Origin of the sequence: Dechloromonas sp. H13, from assembly GCF_009469615.1 — a bacterium.
Lineage (GTDB): Bacteria > Pseudomonadota > Gammaproteobacteria > Burkholderiales > Rhodocyclaceae > Azonexus.
In genome coordinates this window covers 29,044-44,946 of the sequence record NZ_SSXX01000006.1, presented here as the reverse complement: position 1 = coordinate 44,946, position 15,903 = coordinate 29,044, and the positions used below count along the sequence as shown (strand labels likewise).

Below are 15,903 nucleotides of genomic sequence, written 5' to 3'. Positions count from 1 at the left end.
ACGATCTGCATTTCTTCGGCAAGGCAATGGGCATTCTCCTTCTCGGCAAGGACGGTCAGGTCGGCTGGCAGCTGCAACGCTCGCTGGCGCCGCATGGTCCGGTGATCGCCTGTGGGCGTTCGGATTGCGATCTGACCGATCTCGATCGTCTGCGTTCCATGGTCCGACAGCTGAAACCGGCGGTCGTCGTCAATGCGTCGGCCTATACCGCGGTGGATCGCGCCGAATCCGAAGCTGAGCTGGCCATGCGCGTCAATGGCGAGGCCCCGGGCCTGTTGGCCGAGGAGACGGCGCGGCTCGGGGCGCTGTTGATCCACTATTCGACGGATTATGTCTACGACGGTCGCAAGACGTCGCCCTATCTGGAGAGCGACCCGACCAATCCGCAAAGCGTCTATGGCCGCAGCAAGCTGGCGGGCGAGGAGGCGATCCGCGCGGCGGGCGGGAAATCCGTCATCTTCAGGACGAGTTGGGTTTTCGGTGCGCGAGGTGGGAATTTCGTCAAGACCATCCTGCGCCTGGCGCGCGAGAAGGAGAGCTTGAACGTGGTCGCCGACCAGGTCGGCTCGCCGACGCCGGCGGCAATGATCGCAACCGTCACCGGCGTCGTGCTCGCCATGTTGCGCAAGGGGCGGGCGATGAACCGCGAGAAGCAGCGGCTTTACCACCTTTGCTCCGGTCGACCGGTCAGCTGGCACGAATTTGCCTGCACCATCGTCGACCGTGCCGGCGCCGTGCCGGGCTTCGACTTGCGGCTGACATCCGAGGCGATCCGCGCCATCGCGAGCAGCGAATATCCGACGGCCGCCGTGCGGCCCGCCAATTCCCGCCTCGACTGCACGCGCCTGGAACGCGATTTCGGCCTCCAGATGCCCGACTGGGAGCCTTATCTGGTGCGCATGCTGCAATTGCTTTCGCTCAAGCAAAACGGCTATTGAGCTTTATTTGCATAATTCAGCGATGCTATAATTCAAAAGTTTTTCCGAGATGAAAGTCTCGAAAAAAACGGTTGTGCACGTGGTGTGTGCAATCAATCCACACATCCGCCGATTAAGGGTGTCCGCCATTTTCAAGCGTGGCGGGCGTTTCCGGCGGGTGGCGGTTCAACCCTTAAAGGAGTTTCACTATGTCCGTGACCATGCGTCAAATGCTGGAGGCCGGCGTGCACTTCGGCCACCAGACCCGTTTCTGGTCCCCCAAGATGGCACCGTATATCTTCGGTGCGCGTAACAAGATTCACATCGTCAACCTTGAAAAGACCCTGGCCAAGTACAACGAAGCCATGGCTTTCGTGAAGAAGCTGGCCGCCAACCGTGGCAACATCCTGTTCGTCGGCACCAAGCGCCAAGCCCGCGAGATCATCGGCGAAGAAGCGCTGCGCGCCGGCGCCCCGTATGTCGACCAGCGGTGGTTGGGCGGCATGCTGACCAACTTCAAGACGGTCAAGACCTCGATCAAGCGCCTGAAGGACATGGAACTGGCCGTCGAGGCCGGCGAACTCGATCGCATGCCCAAGAAGGAGGCGCTGACCTTCCGCCGCGAACTGGAAAAGCTGCAGAAGTCCATCGGCGGTATCAAGGACATGGCCGGCCTGCCGGACGCCATCTTCGTCATCGACGTCGGCTATCACAAGATCGCCATCACCGAGGCCGAAAAGCTCGGCATCCCGGTCATCGGCGTCGTCGATACCAACCATTCCCCGGATGGCGTGGCCTACGTGATCCCGGGTAACGACGACTCGTCCCGCGCCATCCAGTTGTATGCCCGCGGCGTGGCCGATGCCATCCTCGAGGGCCGCAGCCAGGTCGTCCAGGAAATCGTTGCCGCCGGCGGCGATGACGAGTTCGTCGAAGTTCAGGAAGAAGCAGCGCAATAAGGTTGCAAGGGCGGGGCCCAGTGCTCCGCCCGTCTGTAAAGCTCAGGAGAATAATATGGCGGCAATTACCGCAAGCATGGTGTCCGAACTGCGCGGCAAGACCGACGCACCGATGATGGAATGCAAGAAGGCCTTGACCGAAGCCGACGGCGACATGGCCAAGGCCGAGGAAATCCTTCGCGTCAAGCTCGGCAACAAGGCCTCCAAGGCCGCGACCCGCGTTGCGGCCGAAGGCATCGTCGCCGTCAGCATCGCCGCTGACGGCAAGACCGGTGCCATTATCGAAGTGAACAGCGAAACCGATTTCGTCGCCAAGAACGACGAGTTCATCGCGCTGGCCAATGGCTCCGCCGCGCTGGTCGCTGAAAAAAATCCGGCCGACGTCGCTGCGCTGTCCGCGCTGCCGATGGGCGAGGGGACCGTCGAATCGACCCGTTCCGCCCTGGTCGGCAAGATCGGCGAAAACATGACGATCCGCCGCTTCGTCCGTTTCGAAGCCAAGGGCCGGCTGGTCTCCTACATCCACGGTGGCGCCAAGGTTGGCGTCGTGGTCGATGTGATCGGTGGCGACGAGCAACTGGGCAAGGATCTGGCGATGCACATCGCCGCCTCCAAACCGAAGTCGCTGGATGCCTCCGGGGTTCCCGCCGAGCTGCTCGACATGGAGCGCCGCATCGCCGTCGAAAAGGCGCGCGAGGCCGGCAAGCCGGAAGCGATGCTGGAAAAGATCGCCGAAGGTACGGTTCAGAAGTACCTCAAGGACGTCACGCTGCTCGGTCAGGTCTTCGTCAAGGCAGCCGATGGCAAGCAGACTATCGAGCAGCTGCTGAAGGAGAAGGGCGCTTCGGTCGCCGCCTTCACGCTGTTCGTGGTGGGTGAAGGCATCGAGAAGAAGGTCGACGACTTCGCCGCCGAAGTCGCTGCCCAGGCTGCTGCTGCCGCCGCCAAGAAGTAATCTGCAGGGAAAAGCCATGACCACGCCCAGATACAAGCGCATCCTCCTCAAGCTCTCCGGCGAGGCCCTGATGGGCAACGACGCCTACGGCATCAATCCCCAGACCATCGCGGGGATCGTCGGGGAGATCAAGGCGGTTGCCGATCTGGGCGTCGAAATTGGCGTCGTGATCGGCGGCGGTAACATCTTTCGCGGCATGGCCGGTACGGCCACCGGGATGGATCGCGCTACCGCGGATTACATGGGCATGCTGGCGACGGTGATGAACGCCATGGCGCTCTCGGATGCGTTCCGCCAGGCGGGACTCAATGCCCGCGTGCAGTCGGCGCTGAACATCGAGCAGGTGGTCGAGCCGTATATCCGCGGCAAGGCCATACGCTACCTCGAGGAAGGCAAGATCGTCATCTTCGGTGCCGGGACGGGCAACCCGTTCTTTACCACCGATACCGCAGCAGCCTTGCGCGGGTCGGAAATCGGTGCCGAAATCGTTCTCAAGGCCACCAAGGTGGACGGTATCTATTCCGCCGATCCAAAGAAGGTTCCTGCGGCAACCCGCTTCGACAGGATCAGCTTCAACGACGCCATCGCCAGGAATCTCGCCGTCATGGATGCCACGGCCTTCGCGTTGTGCCGCGACCAGAAATTGCCGATCAACGTGTTCTCCATCTTCAAGCCCGGCGCGCTGAAGCGCGTGGTCTGCGGCGAGGATGAGGGTACGCTGGTCTATTGCTGAGGGAGACAAAATGATTCCGGAACTCAAGAAGACAGCCGAAGGCAAGATGCAGAAGTCGCTCGAGGCGCTGAAGAACGACCTCCAGAAGATCCGTACCGGTCGCGCTCATACCGGTCTGCTCGATCACGTCCAGGTGGACTATTACGGTTCCCTGGTGCCGGTCAATCAGGTCGCCAACATCACCCTGATCGATGCCCGAACGATCGGCGTGCAGCCCTGGGAAAAGGGAATGGCGCAGAAGGTCGAGAAGGCCATTCGCGACTCCGACCTCGGCCTCAATCCGGCTTCGCAGGGCGACCTGATCCGCGTGCCGATGCCGGCACTGACGGAAGAGCGGCGCAAGGAAATGATCAAGGTCGTCAGGCACGAAGGCGAGGGCGCCAAGGTGGCGATCCGCAATCTACGCCGCGATGCCATCGCCCACCTCAAGGACGCCTTGAAGAAGGGCGACATTCCCGAGGATGACGAGCGCAAGGCGCAGGACGATGTCCAGAAGCTGACCGACCGATACGTCGCCGATGTCGACAAGATGCTCGCCCAGAAAGAGGCCGAGCTGATGCAGGTTTAGTGCGCATTCCGGCTGAAATTTCCAGCTGAATGGCGCTCTTCACCAGTTCCACCCGACAGGTTCCCGAGGCGGCGGCCGTGCCGCAGCACGTGGCCGTCATCATGGACGGCAATGGCCGCTGGGCGAAGAAGCGCTTCATGCCGCGCTTTTCCGGGCATGCGAAAGGTGTGGAGATGGTGCGCAAGATGGTGCGTGCCTGTCTCGAGCGCGGCATTGAATATCTGACCCTGTTCGCCTTCAGTTCAGAAAACTGGCGGCGGCCGGAGGAAGAGGTCAGCCTGCTGATGCAACTCTTCATCAAGGCGCTGGAGCAGCAGGTCGACAAACTGGACGAGAACGGTGTCCGTCTGCGCATCATCGGCGACATCACGCGTTTCGATTCCCGCCTGCAGGAACTGATCCGTGCTGCCGAGGCGCGCACTGCCGCGAACGAGCGGCTGCAACTGACGATCGCCGCGAACTATGGCGGCCGCTGGGACATCATGCAGGCAGTCAATGCCATGCTGCAGGCGCAGCCTGAAAAACGCACCGGGTGGGCGGAGGCGGATCTGGAGCCTTACCTTTCCATGCATTTCGCGCCGGAGCCGGACCTCTTCATTCGTACCGGCGGCGAGGAGCGGATCAGCAACTTCCTGCTCTGGCAGCTCGCCTATACCGAACTCTATTTCACCAGCACCTTGTGGCCGGAATTCGACCGCAGCAAGTTCGACCTGGCCATCGCCTCGTACCAGAAACGGGAGCGGCGATTCGGACGGACCGGCGAGCAGCTGGCCGGCGAAGCCAATGCTTAGGACCCGCGTCATTACCGCGCTGGCCCTGCTGGCGCTGGTCCTGCCCAGCCTTTTCCTTTTGCCCCAGGCTTACTGGGCGATGCTCGTCGCCATCTTCATCGGCATCGGTGCCTGGGAGTGGGGGGGCTTGCTGAAGATGACCGAGGCTGGACGGCGCCTGCTCGGCGCGGTGCTGGCCATCATTTGTGCCGCGGTTTCGCTGCTGGAGCCGGCGGCGATGGGTATCGGCGCCGGCGCCGGCCTGGCGGCCCCTTGGGTGCTGGCGGCGTATGGCGTGGCGGCCGTGTTCTGGTGCGCGGTGGTTCCGCTGTGGCTGCGGGCCAAATGGGCGTTGCCGCATGGCCTGCCGGGCATCGTGGTCGGGGCCGTCGTGCTTTTCCCGACCTGGCTGGCCCTCGTCCAGCTGAGGGTTTCCGGACCGGGCATCCTGCTGGCGATCCTCGCGGTGGTCTGGATGGCCGATATCGCGGCCTATTTTTCCGGCAAGGCGTTCGGCAGGCACAAGCTGGCGCCAGCGATCAGTCCCGGCAAGACCTGGGAGGGCGCGATCGGCGCCGGGCTCGGCGTCGTGCTGTACGGACTGGCCCTGCGCCTCGGGTTTTCATTCGCGCCAGTCGGCTTGCCGTTGTGGATTGTCTGCCTGCTGGCGGTGACGGCGATCAGCATCGTCGGTGACCTTTATGAATCGATGCTCAAGCGGCAGGCCGGGATCAAGGACAGCAGCAACGTCCTGCCTGGTCACGGCGGGGTGCTCGACCGGATCGACAGCCTGACTTCGACGCTGCCGGTAGTGGCGTTGCTGTGGCTGCTCTTGTCGCGGGGGCAGGGGTGAAGCGCCAGAACGTGACGATTCTCGGCGCCACCGGTTCGATCGGCGTCAACACGCTCGACGTCATTCGCCGTCACCCCGACCGCTACCGTGCCTTTGCACTGTGTGCACACAGCCAGATCGACAAGCTGTTTGAGCAGTGCCGGGAATTTACGCCGGCGTTCGCCGTCGTGCGCGATGCGCCGCTGGCCGAAGAACTGTCGTTGTTGTGCCGGAAGGCTGGTTTGCCGACCGAAGTGCTCCACGGGGTCGCGGCGCTGGTCGCCATGGCTACCCATGGCGAGGTCGATGCCGTGATGGCGGCCATCGTCGGCGCGGCGGGTCTCGAACCGACCCTGGCCGCGGCGCAGGCGGGCAAGAAGATCCTGCTCGCCAACAAGGAAGTGCTGGTCATGGCTGGCGAGCTCTTCATGCACGCGGTGCGCGAGCATGGTGCGGTGCTGCTGCCCGTGGATAGTGAACATAACGCGATATTTCAATCACTTCCGTCCGATTTTTCACGTGGATTGTCTGAATCCGGGGTGCGCCGGATCTTGCTGACGGCGTCTGGCGGTCCCTTCCGCACCACCCCGCTGGCCGCCCTCTCCGACGTGACGCCCGAGGCAGCGTGCGCGCATCCGAACTGGGTGATGGGGCGCAAGATTTCCGTCGATTCGGCGTCGATGATGAACAAGGGCCTGGAGGTGATCGAGGCCCACTGGCTGTTCGCCTGTCCACCGGAGCGGATCCAGGTGGTCGTACATCCGCAGAGCGTCATCCATTCGCTGGTCGAATACGTCGACGGTTCCGTCCTAGCGCAGCTGGGCAATCCCGACATGCGGACGCCGATCGCCTATGCGCTGGCCTATCCGGAGCGGATCGACGCCGGCGTGGCCTCACTCGACCTGTTCCAGATCGCCCGTCTCGATTTCGAAGCGCCCGATTTCGCCCGCTTTCCCTGTCTGCAGCTTGCCTACGACGCCCTGCGGTCGGGCGGTACCGCGCCGGCGGTACTCAATGCCGCAAACGAAGTGGCGGTCGCGGCGTTCCTCGACCGCCAGTTGCCCTTCCTCGGCATCCCGCGGCTGATCGAGTCGACCCTGAACGCCGTGCCTTCCGGGCCCGAGGGCAGCCTCGCCGATGTGCTGCAGGCCGATGCCGAAGCGCGGCACGTCGCATCCCGTCTCGTCCGCGCATCCTGTCCCGCGTGAGCGAGCTTCCGTTCTATCTGCTGGCCTTCGTCGTCGTTCTCGGTGTGCTCATCGTGGTGCACGAGTTCGGGCATTATCTGGCGGCGCGTTATTGCGGCGTCCGCGTCCTGCGTTTCTCGGTTGGTTTCGGCCGGACCCTCTGGCAGTGCCGTTTCGGCCGGGATGGAACCGAATGGGCGGTCAGCATTTTTCCGCTCGGCGGCTATGTCAAGATGCTCGACGAGCGCGAAGCCGAAGTCGCGCCGGAAGAGCGTCACCGCGCCTTCAATCGCCAGTCGGTTGGCAAGCGCAGCCTGATCGTGGCCGCCGGGCCGGTCGCCAATTTCCTGCTGGCCATCGTCCTGTACTGGGCGGTATTCATGGTCGGCAGCAACGAATTGCTGCCGATTCTCGGGACGCCGCCGGCGGCGTCGCCGGCCGCCAGTGCCGGTATCGTCAATGGCGAGCAGGTGCGGGCGGTGGATGGGCAGCCCGTGGCGACCTGGAACGACCTGCGCTGGACGCTACTGCACAAGGCGGTCGATCAGGAAGCGGCGACGCTCGAGGTCATCAACGAGCAGAGCGAGGTCGCCTTCCGCCGCCTCGCTTTGCAGGCGGCGGGCGAGCAGGGCTGGGAGGGCGACGCGCTGGAGCGCCTCGGCATCCGGTTTTTCCGCCCCAAGCTGCCGCCGGTGGTCGGTAAGGTGCTGGCGGGAAGTCCCGGGGAGGTTGCCGGGCTGCGCAGCGGCGATGAAATCGTCGCGGTCGATGGCAGCGAAGTCGTCACCTGGCACGATTTCGTGCTCAAGGTGCGCGATGCCGCCGAGCGTACCCTGCGTGTCGAGTTGCTGCGCGACGGACGGCCTGTTGCGGTCGACGTTGTTCCGGAGGCCATTTCCGAGCGCGGCAGGCGAATCGGCAGGGTGGGCGTGGCGGTTGCCGAAAGCCCCGATGCCGTCCGGGAGGTCAGGGTTTTCGTGCGCTACGGCTTTTTTGCGGCGGGCGGCAAGGCGCTGGCGGAAACCTGGGACAAGTCGATATTCAGCCTGGTGATGCTGGGCAAGATGCTGACCGGCGAGGTGTCGTGGCGCAACCTGTCGGGGCCGGTGACGATCGCCGACTATGCCGGCCAGTCGGCACGGCTGGGCATCGACTACTACCTCAAGTTCATGGCTCTCGTCAGCATCAGCCTGGGGGTGCTCAATCTGCTGCCGATCCCGGTTCTGGACGGGGGGCATTTGATGTATCATATGATAGAAGTCGTCAGGCGTCGGCCGCTTTCCGAGCGTGCCATGGAGATCGCCCAGCAAGTTGGCCTCTCCATTCTCTTCGTCCTGATGGCTTTCGCATTTTTTAACGACATGAACCGCCTGTTTTCCGGCTGAATAATGAAGAAATCCCTGATCCCCGTTCTCGTCGCCGGACTATTTTCGCTCCCCGCACTGGCTTTCGAACCCTTCGTCGTCAAGGATATCCGTGTCGAAGGAATCCAGCGGACCGAGGCGGGCACGGTCTTCGGCTATCTCCCGGTCAAGGTCGGCGAGACGCTGAATGACGAGAAGGCGGCCCAGGCGATTAGGACCCTGTTCGGCACCGGTTTCTTCCGCGACGTGCGGATCGAGATCGAGAACGATGTCATGGTCGTGGTGGTGCAGGAACGCCCGGCCATTGCCCAGGTCGATTTCGTCGGTCTCAAGGAATTCGACAAGGATGTCATCCTCAAGGCGCTCAAGGAAATCGGGATCGCCGAAGGGCGCATTTTCGACCGGGCGCAGCTCGAGAAGGCGGAGCAGGAGCTCAAGCGACAATACCTGACCAAGGGCAAGTACGGCGTGGTGATCACGACGACGGTCACGCCGCTCGAACGCAATCGCGTCGGCATCAACTTCAACATCGAAGAGGGTGTTTCGGCCAAGATCAAGCAGATCAACATCGTCGGCGCCAAAGATTTCACGGAAAAGGATTTGCTCAGCCAGTTCGAGCTGACCACGCCGGGCTGGATCACCTGGTACACGAAGAACGACCAGTATTCCCGGCAAAAGCTGTCGGCCGACCTCGAGAAGCTGAAATCCTTCTACATGAACCGGGGTTATCTGGAGTTCGCGGTCGACTCGACGCAGGTGTCGATTTCGCCCGATAAGCAGGATGTGTATATCACCATCAACGTGAACGAGGGTGCGCGCTATCAGGTTTCCTCGGTCAAGCTGGCCGGCGATTTCACGATCAGCGAAGAGGAACTGGCCAAGCTGGTCATCATCAAGCCGGGCGACGTCTTCTCCCGCGAGAAGCTCAACGAATCGAACAAGGCCATCAGCGACCGGCTGGGCAAGGAAGGTTACGCCTTCGCAAACGTCAATGCCGCGCCTGAAATCGACAAGGAAAAGCGTCAGGTCGCGTTCACCATCTTCGTCGATCCGGGAAAGCGGGTATACGTGCGGCGCATCAACGTGACCGGAAACACGAAGACGCGCGACGAGGTCATCCGCCGCGAGCTTCGCCAGATGGAAGGCGGCTGGTACGACGCCGACCGCGTGACGGCGTCCAAGCAGCGTCTCGACCGGCTTGGCTATTTCTCCGAGACGACGGTCGAGACGCCCGCGGTGCCGGGCACGGCGGACCAGCTCGATGTCAATATCAAGGTGACCGAAAAGCCGACCGGCAACCTGATGCTGGGTGCCGGCGTGTCGAGTACGGAAGGCCTGATCCTGTCCGGCTCGATTTCGCAGAACAACTTCCTCGGCAGCGGCAACAACGTCACGCTCGCCCTCAATACCGGCAAGATCAACCAGGTCGCGTCGATCTCTTACACCAATCCGTATTTCACGGTGGATGGCATCAGCCAGGGCTTCGACATCTATCACCGCAATATCGATTCGACCTCGACCTCGGTGGCGCCCTACAAGTCGTCCTCCAACGGTGCGGCAGTACGCTTCGGCTTCCCGATCGGCGAGAAGCAGTCGCTGAGCTTCGGTGTCGGTATCGACCAGACGAAAATCACGTCCTACGACAACAGTTCCCCGAGCACGATCAACTTCGTCAATCAGTACGGCGATACCAACCTGACCATCCCGGTTACCTTGAACTGGGTGGCGGACGGCAAGGACAGCTTCCTCTTCCCGACCACCGGCTGGTACCAGAAGGCCTCGCTGGAAGTCGCGATTCCCGGCGGGGACCTTACCTTCTACCGGGCCTCCTACCAGTTGCAGCGCTACTTCGCACTGTCCCGCTCCTTCACCCTGATGCTCAACGGCGAAGTCGGCTATGCCGACGGCTACAACGGCGATGGCCTGCCGTTCTATAAGAACTTCTATGCTGGCGGCGTAAACTCCGTGCGCGGCTTCAAGGCCGGCAGCCTGGGTCCGCAGGATATCAACGGCAACACGATCGGCGGCAACGAGCGCGTGATCGCCCAGGCCGAACTGCTGTGGGGCATTCCGGGCATGGAAAAATCCCTGCGCATGGGCTGGTTCGTCGATGCCGGCCAGGTCTGGGGCGACTATCAGGCGGGTTACACGAAGCCTGGCATCGACGACAGTTTGCGCTATTCTACGGGCTTGTCCCTGGCGTGGATTTCGCCGGTCGGCCCGCTCAAGATCAGCTACGGTTATCCGATCAACAAGCAGGACGGCGACCGCACGGAAGCGTTCCAGTTCCAGTTGGGTACAACTTTTTGATTCAGGAGTCTCATGTTGAAAGCTAAGTCGCTCGTTCTGGCATCGTCGTTGATGTCCATCCTGTTCTTTGCGGGTGAAGCTGCAGCCGAACTGAAGGTTGGCTACGTCAATACGCAACGCATCTTCCGCGATGCACCGGCGGCCCAAAAGGCCGGGAAGAAGCTCGAAGGCGAGTTTGCCAAGCGCGATCAGGATCTGCAGAAAATGGCCAAGCAACTGCAGGGCCTGCAGGAAAACCTCGAAAAGAATTCGGTGACCATGGCGGAAACCGAGCGCCGGGCCAAGGAGAAGGAATTCGGCGAACTGTCACGCGAATTCCAGCGTCGTCAGCGCGAGTTCCGCGAAGACCTCAACCTGCGCCAGAACGAGGAGAATGCCGCCGTGATCGAGAAGGCCAACAAGGCGATCAAGCAGATCGCCGAGGCCGACAAGTTCGATCTCATCCTGCAGGACGTCGTCTGGGTCAGTCCCAAGCTCGATATCACCGATCGCGTAATCAAGGCGCTCGCCGACACCAAGTAATGGTCCGGCAAGGCGAGTTGATGCTCACGCTTTCCGACATCGCCGCCCAATTGGGCGGCGATGTGCTTGGAGAACGGCAAACCGCCATTCGGCGGGTGGCGACGCTGGCCTCGGCCGGCGCCGGCGACATCGCCTTCCTGGCCAACCGCAAGTACCGCGGCCAACTGCAGACGACCGGGGCGGCGGCGGTCATCCTGGCGCCGGCGTTTGCCGACGAATTCGCCGGGCCGCGCATCGTGACGGCCAATCCCTACGCCTACTACGCCCGCGTTGCCAGCCTGCTCAATCCGGTTCGTGCCGGGTTTGCCGGCGTGCATCCCTCGGCGGTGGTTGGTTCGCCGTTGCCGGCCAGCGCCGCCATCGGCCCGCAGGTGACCATCGGCAGCGGTGTCGCCCTGGGTGAAAACGTCGTGATTCACGCTGGCTGCACGATCGGCGACGGCGTCAGCATCGGCGACGGCAGCATCCTCTACCCGCGGGTGACGATCTATCATGGCTGCCGCATCGGCAAGCGCGCCATCCTGCATTCCGGGGCGGTGATCGGCGCCGACGGCTTCGGCTTCGCGCCGGAAGGCCGGGAGTGGATCAAGATTCCGCAGATCGGCGGCGTCGTCATCGGCGACGATGTCGAGATCGGGGCGAATACGACGGTCGACCGCGGCGCCCTTGACGATACCGTGATCGGCGACGGGTGCAAGATCGACAACCTGGTCCAGGTTGCCCACAACTGCAACATCGGTGCCTACAGCGTGCTGGCCGGGTGCACCGGCATCGCTGGCAGCGTGACCTTGGGCGAGCACTGCATCGTCGGCGGCGCCGGCATGATCTCGGGCCATGTGACGCTGGCGCCGGGAACGACGATTTCCGGTGGCTCGCTGGTGATGAAGAACATCACTCAGCCCGGCCTCTATACCAGCGTGTTCCCGATCGACAGCCACGACGAATGGGTGCGCAATGCTGCCCATATCCGCCGCTTGTCACACCTCGCGGAGCGTGTTTCCGAACTTGAGAAAAAACTGAAAGAGATAAGCGCAAATGATTGATTCAATGGAAATCAAGGATATCATGGAGCACCTGCCGCACCGTTACCCCTTCCTGCTGGTGGACCGGGTGGTGTCGATGGAACTGGGCAAGCGCATCCATGCCTACAAGAACGTCAGCTTCAACGAACCGCATTTCACCGGGCATTTTCCGCACCATCCGGTGATGCCCGGCGTGCTCATCATGGAAGCCCTGGCCCAGGCGGCGGGCATCCTCGCCTTCAAGACCGCCGGCGAGAAGCCGACACCGGGCTCACTCTTCATGTTCGCCGGCATCGACGACGCGCGCTTCAAGCGCCAGGTGATGCCCGGCGACCAGCTCCATCTGCACGTCGAGATCGAGCGCTGGATGCGCAACGTGCTCAAGCTCAAGGCCGAGGCCCGCGTCGATGGCGAACTGGCGGCGGAAGCTCGCCTGATCTGCGCCAAGAAGGATGTCTGAGATGATTCACCCCACTGCGATCGTCGAGCCGGGCGCGCGAATCGGCGCCAACGTGCAGATCGGTCCCTATTCGATCATCGGGCCGGATGTCGAGATCGGCGACAACACCATCGTCGGCCCGCACGTCGTCATCAAGGGCCACACCCGCATCGGGCGCGACAACCACATCTTCCAGTTCTGCTCGCTGGGCGAGGTGCCGCAGGACAAGAAATACGCCGGCGAACCGACGCGCCTCGAAATCGGTGACCGCAACACCATCCGCGAGTTCTGCACCTTCAACCTGGGGACCGTGCAGGATCGGGGGGTGACCAGTATTGGTGACGACAACTGGGTGATGGCCAACTGCCATATTGCACATGACTGCTGCGTCGGCAACAAGACCATCTTCGCCAACGGCGCCTCGCTCGCCGGGCATGTCGTCGTCGATGATTGGGTCATTTTTGGCGGCTATACCGGCGTTCACCAGTTCTGCCGCATTGGGGCCCACGTGATCACGGCGGCCTCATCGCTGGTTCTCCAGGACGTGCCGCCCTATCTGATGGCGGCCGGCAATACCGCGCAGCCTTACGGTATCCATGTCGAAGGCCTGAAGCGGCGCGGCTTTACGAGCGAGGCGATTACCGAACTCAAGCGCGCCTATCGAACCCTCTACAAATCCGGCCTCCTGCTCGAAGAGGCCAAGGGGAAGCTGGCGGAACAGGCAAAAACGCAGCCGGATGTCCAGCGCATGGTCGACTTCCTGGAGGCGTCGAAGCGGGGCATCATCCGCTGATGGGGCGTACGGTGCGGATTGCGATGGTGGCGGGAGAGGCCTCCGGGGATCTCCTGGGCAGCCTCCTGATTGCCGCCCTGAAGAGAAAGCTGCCGGATGCCGATTTCTACGGCATCGGCGGGCCGAAGATGCAGGCGCAGGGCTTCGAGGCGTGGTGGCCGATCGAAAAGCTTTCAGTCATTGGCTACATCGATGCGCTGAAAAATTTTCGCGAAATCTACGGCATTCGGCGCCAGTTGAAGAAGCGCCTGCTGGAGCGTCGGCCGGACGTCTTCATCGGCATCGACGCGCCGGACTTCAACCTCGGCCTGGAAACGGCGCTCAAGTCCGCCGGCATCAAGACCATCCATTACGTCAGTCCGTCGATCTGGGCCTGGCGCGGCGGTCGGATCAAGAAAATCGGCCGTGCCGTCAATCGCGTGCTGGCGCTTTTCCCGATGGAGCCACCGCTCTACGACCGGGAAGGTATTCCGGTGTCCTACGTCGGGCACCCGCTGGCCGACCTCATCCCGCTCGAAACCAGCAAGCAGGCGGTCCGCGAAAAACTGGGCCTGCCCAAGGCGGCGCCGGTTTTCGCGCTCCTGCCCGGCAGCCGCAAGGGCGAACTTGAGCGGATGGCCGCCACTTTCGTGCAGACCGCGAAAATCATCCGCGAGCGCTTCCTGCCCAACGCCCAGTTCGTTGTGCCGCTGACCACCCGCGAAACCCGCCTGCAGTTCGAAAACGCGATCTACGCCGAGCAGGCCGGCGAAGTGCCGTTCCGCCTTCTCTTCGGGCACGCCCAGGACGCCCTCGGCGCCGCCGACGTCTCGCTGGTGGCGAGCGGCACGGCGACGCTGGAAGCCGCCCTGATCAAGCGGCCGATGGTCATCACCTACAAGCTGGCGCCCAGTTCCTGGTGGATCGGCAAGCGTATGGTCCGCTCGCCGTACGTCGGGCTGCCCAACATCCTGGCCGGCCGTTTCGTCGTGCCGGAAATCTTGCAGGACGACGCGACCCCGGAAAACCTCGCGGAAGCGCTGATCAAGCTCTACGAGGACAAGGAAAACGCCGCGGCGGTGGCCGAGGCATTCACCGAAATCCACCTGCAACTGCGCCAGAACAACGCCGAAAAGGCCGCCTGCGCGGTGGTCGAATGCCTGAACTGATCATTCCGCCCGGCCTTGTCTGCGGCATCGACGAAGCCGGGCGCGGGCCGCTGGCCGGCCCGGTGGTCGCCGCGGCGGTGATCCTCGATCCGGCGCGGCCGATCCCCGGCCTCAACGACTCCAAGAAACTCAGCGAGAAGAAGCGCGATGCGCTCGCGGTATTGATCCGCGAACGGGCCGTCGCTTGGGCCGTGGCCGAAGCGACGGTCGGGGAAATCGACCTCCTCAACATCTTGCATGCCACCATGCTGGCCATGCAGCGGGCGGTGGCCGGGCTCGCCGTGCAGCCGACGGCCGCCCTGGTCGACGGCAACCGCTGCCCCAAACTGGCGATCCCGGTCGAGGCCGTCGTCAAGGGCGACGGCAAGATCGCCTCGATCGCCGCAGCATCCATCCTCGCCAAGACGGTCCGTGACGCAGGCATGCTGGCCCTCCACGAGACCTATCCGCAATACGGCTTCGACCGCCACATGGGCTACCCGACGGCGCTGCATTGCCAGGCGCTGGAAGAGCACGGCGCGTCGCCGGCGCACCGGCGCAGTTTCGGCCCGGTGGCGCGGCAGCTTTCCCTGCTATGAAGCTGATCCGCTCGCGCGACAACCCTTTTTTCAAGTCCCTGAAGCGGCTGGCGGAATCGGGGCGCGAGCGGCGCAAGGCAGGCCGGACGCTGCTCGACGGCGTGCATCTGGTCGCTGCCTACGAGCAGGCGGTCGGGCCGGTGGAGACCCTTGTTGTCGCCGAATCGGCGCTGGGCGGCGGCGAGGTCGCCGCCTATGTCGACGGCCGCGAATGCGCGGTCCTGGCCGATGCCCTGATGCGTGATCTCGGGCTGGTCGACACGCCGAGCGGCCTCTTGGCGGTGGCGGCGATGCCGGCGGCGACGGTTGCGGTCGACCCCGAAAAGGATGCCATTTTGCTCGACGGTGTGCAGGATCCCGGCAATGTCGGGACGCTGCTGCGCACGGCCGCCGCCGCCGGGGTGAAGCAGGCATTGCTGTCGCCGGTCTGCGCCGCGGCGTGGTCGCCCAAGGTCCTGCGCGCCGGGCAAGGCGCACATTTTGCGCTGGCGATCCACGAAGATGCCGATCTGGCGGAATTCATGGCCGATTTTCGCGGCACGACGGCGGTTACCTGTCTCGATAGTGCCACCTCGCTTTACGAAGCCAAATGGCACGGCCCGCTGGCCTGGGTTTTCGGCGCCGAAGGGCAGGGGGTGCGGCGCGAACTGATCGCCGCCGCCCGATTGCGGATCAGGATTTCCATGCCGGGTGCCGTCGAATCGCTGAATGTCGGTGCGGCAGCGGCAATTTGCCTGTTCGAGATGGTGCGGCGCAGGGCGACTGCGGTTCCTGGCGATCTGGCATAATCATTCTTTTGACATTTG

17 protein-coding genes are annotated in these 15,903 nt (G+C 63.2%); all 17 read left to right on the top strand.

Annotated elements, in window-relative coordinates:
• Positions 1-26: 26 nt before the first annotated feature.
• Positions 27-938, top strand: a complete 912-nt coding sequence (rfbD, locus tag GH660_RS13410; protein ID WP_153147187.1) for a dTDP-4-dehydrorhamnose reductase — start codon at positions 27-29, stop codon at positions 936-938.
• 188 nt (positions 939-1,126) lie between these two features.
• A complete protein-coding gene (gene rpsB, locus GH660_RS13405; protein ID WP_153147186.1) occupies positions 1,127-1,876 on the top strand; it encodes a 30S ribosomal protein S2 in 750 nt (249 codons plus the stop codon).
• A 55-nt stretch (positions 1,877-1,931) separates the two neighbouring features.
• Positions 1,932-2,831, top strand: coding sequence for a translation elongation factor Ts (gene tsf, locus GH660_RS13400; RefSeq protein ID WP_153147185.1), 900 nt, complete (start codon positions 1,932-1,934; stop codon positions 2,829-2,831).
• Positions 2,832-2,847: 16 nt separating this feature from the next.
• The gene (gene pyrH / locus GH660_RS13395) at positions 2,848-3,564 is read left to right on the top strand and encodes a UMP kinase (RefSeq protein ID WP_153147184.1); all 717 of its coding nucleotides are present in this window, start codon (positions 2,848-2,850) and stop codon (positions 3,562-3,564) included.
• 10 nt (positions 3,565-3,574) lie between these two features.
• Positions 3,575-4,132 (top strand): ribosome recycling factor, encoded by a 558-nt coding sequence (gene frr / locus GH660_RS13390; protein WP_153147183.1) that lies wholly within the window; start codon positions 3,575-3,577, stop codon positions 4,130-4,132.
• Positions 4,133-4,161: 29 nt separating this feature from the next.
• On the top strand, positions 4,162-4,923 hold the full coding sequence (gene uppS, locus GH660_RS13385; RefSeq protein WP_153147182.1) for a polyprenyl diphosphate synthase: 762 nt from the start codon (positions 4,162-4,164) through the stop codon (positions 4,921-4,923).
• The gene (locus tag GH660_RS13380) at positions 4,916-5,755 is read left to right on the top strand and encodes a phosphatidate cytidylyltransferase (RefSeq protein WP_153147181.1); all 840 of its coding nucleotides are present in this window, start codon (positions 4,916-4,918) and stop codon (positions 5,753-5,755) included. Before uppS ends, GH660_RS13380 begins: the two co-directional genes overlap by 8 nt.
• A complete protein-coding gene (gene ispC, locus GH660_RS13375) occupies positions 5,752-6,942 on the top strand; it encodes a 1-deoxy-D-xylulose-5-phosphate reductoisomerase (RefSeq protein ID WP_153147180.1) in 1,191 nt (396 codons plus the stop codon). Before GH660_RS13380 ends, ispC begins: the two co-directional genes overlap by 4 nt.
• Positions 6,939-8,306 carry an RIP metalloprotease RseP gene (rseP, locus tag GH660_RS13370; RefSeq protein WP_153147179.1) on the top strand — a complete coding sequence of 456 codons (1,368 nt, stop codon included), beginning with the start codon at positions 6,939-6,941 and terminating at the stop codon, positions 8,304-8,306. The genes ispC and rseP overlap by 4 nt, the downstream gene beginning before the upstream one ends.
• A gap of 3 nt (positions 8,307-8,309) precedes the next feature.
• Positions 8,310-10,595, top strand: a complete 2,286-nt coding sequence (bamA, locus tag GH660_RS13365) for an outer membrane protein assembly factor BamA (protein WP_153147178.1) — start codon at positions 8,310-8,312, stop codon at positions 10,593-10,595.
• A 12-nt stretch (positions 10,596-10,607) separates the two neighbouring features.
• Positions 10,608-11,117 (top strand): OmpH family outer membrane protein, encoded by a 510-nt coding sequence (locus tag GH660_RS13360; RefSeq protein WP_228276496.1) that lies wholly within the window; start codon positions 10,608-10,610, stop codon positions 11,115-11,117.
• A gap of 20 nt (positions 11,118-11,137) precedes the next feature.
• A complete protein-coding gene (lpxD, locus tag GH660_RS13355; RefSeq protein WP_228276495.1) occupies positions 11,138-12,160 on the top strand; it encodes a UDP-3-O-(3-hydroxymyristoyl)glucosamine N-acyltransferase in 1,023 nt (340 codons plus the stop codon).
• Positions 12,161-12,164: 4 nt separating this feature from the next.
• Positions 12,165-12,599: a 3-hydroxyacyl-ACP dehydratase FabZ gene (fabZ, locus tag GH660_RS13350; RefSeq protein WP_153147335.1), complete on the top strand. Its 435-nt coding sequence runs from the start codon at positions 12,165-12,167 to the stop codon at positions 12,597-12,599.
• Positions 12,592-13,371, top strand: a complete 780-nt coding sequence (gene lpxA / locus GH660_RS13345; protein WP_368666118.1) for an acyl-ACP--UDP-N-acetylglucosamine O-acyltransferase — start codon at positions 12,592-12,594, stop codon at positions 13,369-13,371. The genes fabZ and lpxA overlap by 8 nt, the downstream gene beginning before the upstream one ends.
• Positions 13,371-14,519 (top strand): lipid-A-disaccharide synthase, encoded by a 1,149-nt coding sequence (gene lpxB, locus GH660_RS13340; protein ID WP_153147175.1) that lies wholly within the window; start codon positions 13,371-13,373, stop codon positions 14,517-14,519. The genes lpxA and lpxB overlap by 1 nt, the downstream gene beginning before the upstream one ends.
• On the top strand, positions 14,507-15,097 hold the full coding sequence (gene rnhB / locus GH660_RS13335; protein ID WP_153147174.1) for a ribonuclease HII: 591 nt from the start codon (positions 14,507-14,509) through the stop codon (positions 15,095-15,097). Before lpxB ends, rnhB begins: the two co-directional genes overlap by 13 nt.
• Positions 15,094-15,885, top strand: coding sequence for an RNA methyltransferase (locus tag GH660_RS13330; protein WP_153147173.1), 792 nt, complete (start codon positions 15,094-15,096; stop codon positions 15,883-15,885). Before rnhB ends, GH660_RS13330 begins: the two co-directional genes overlap by 4 nt.
• The last annotated feature ends 18 nt before the right edge of the window (positions 15,886-15,903 follow it).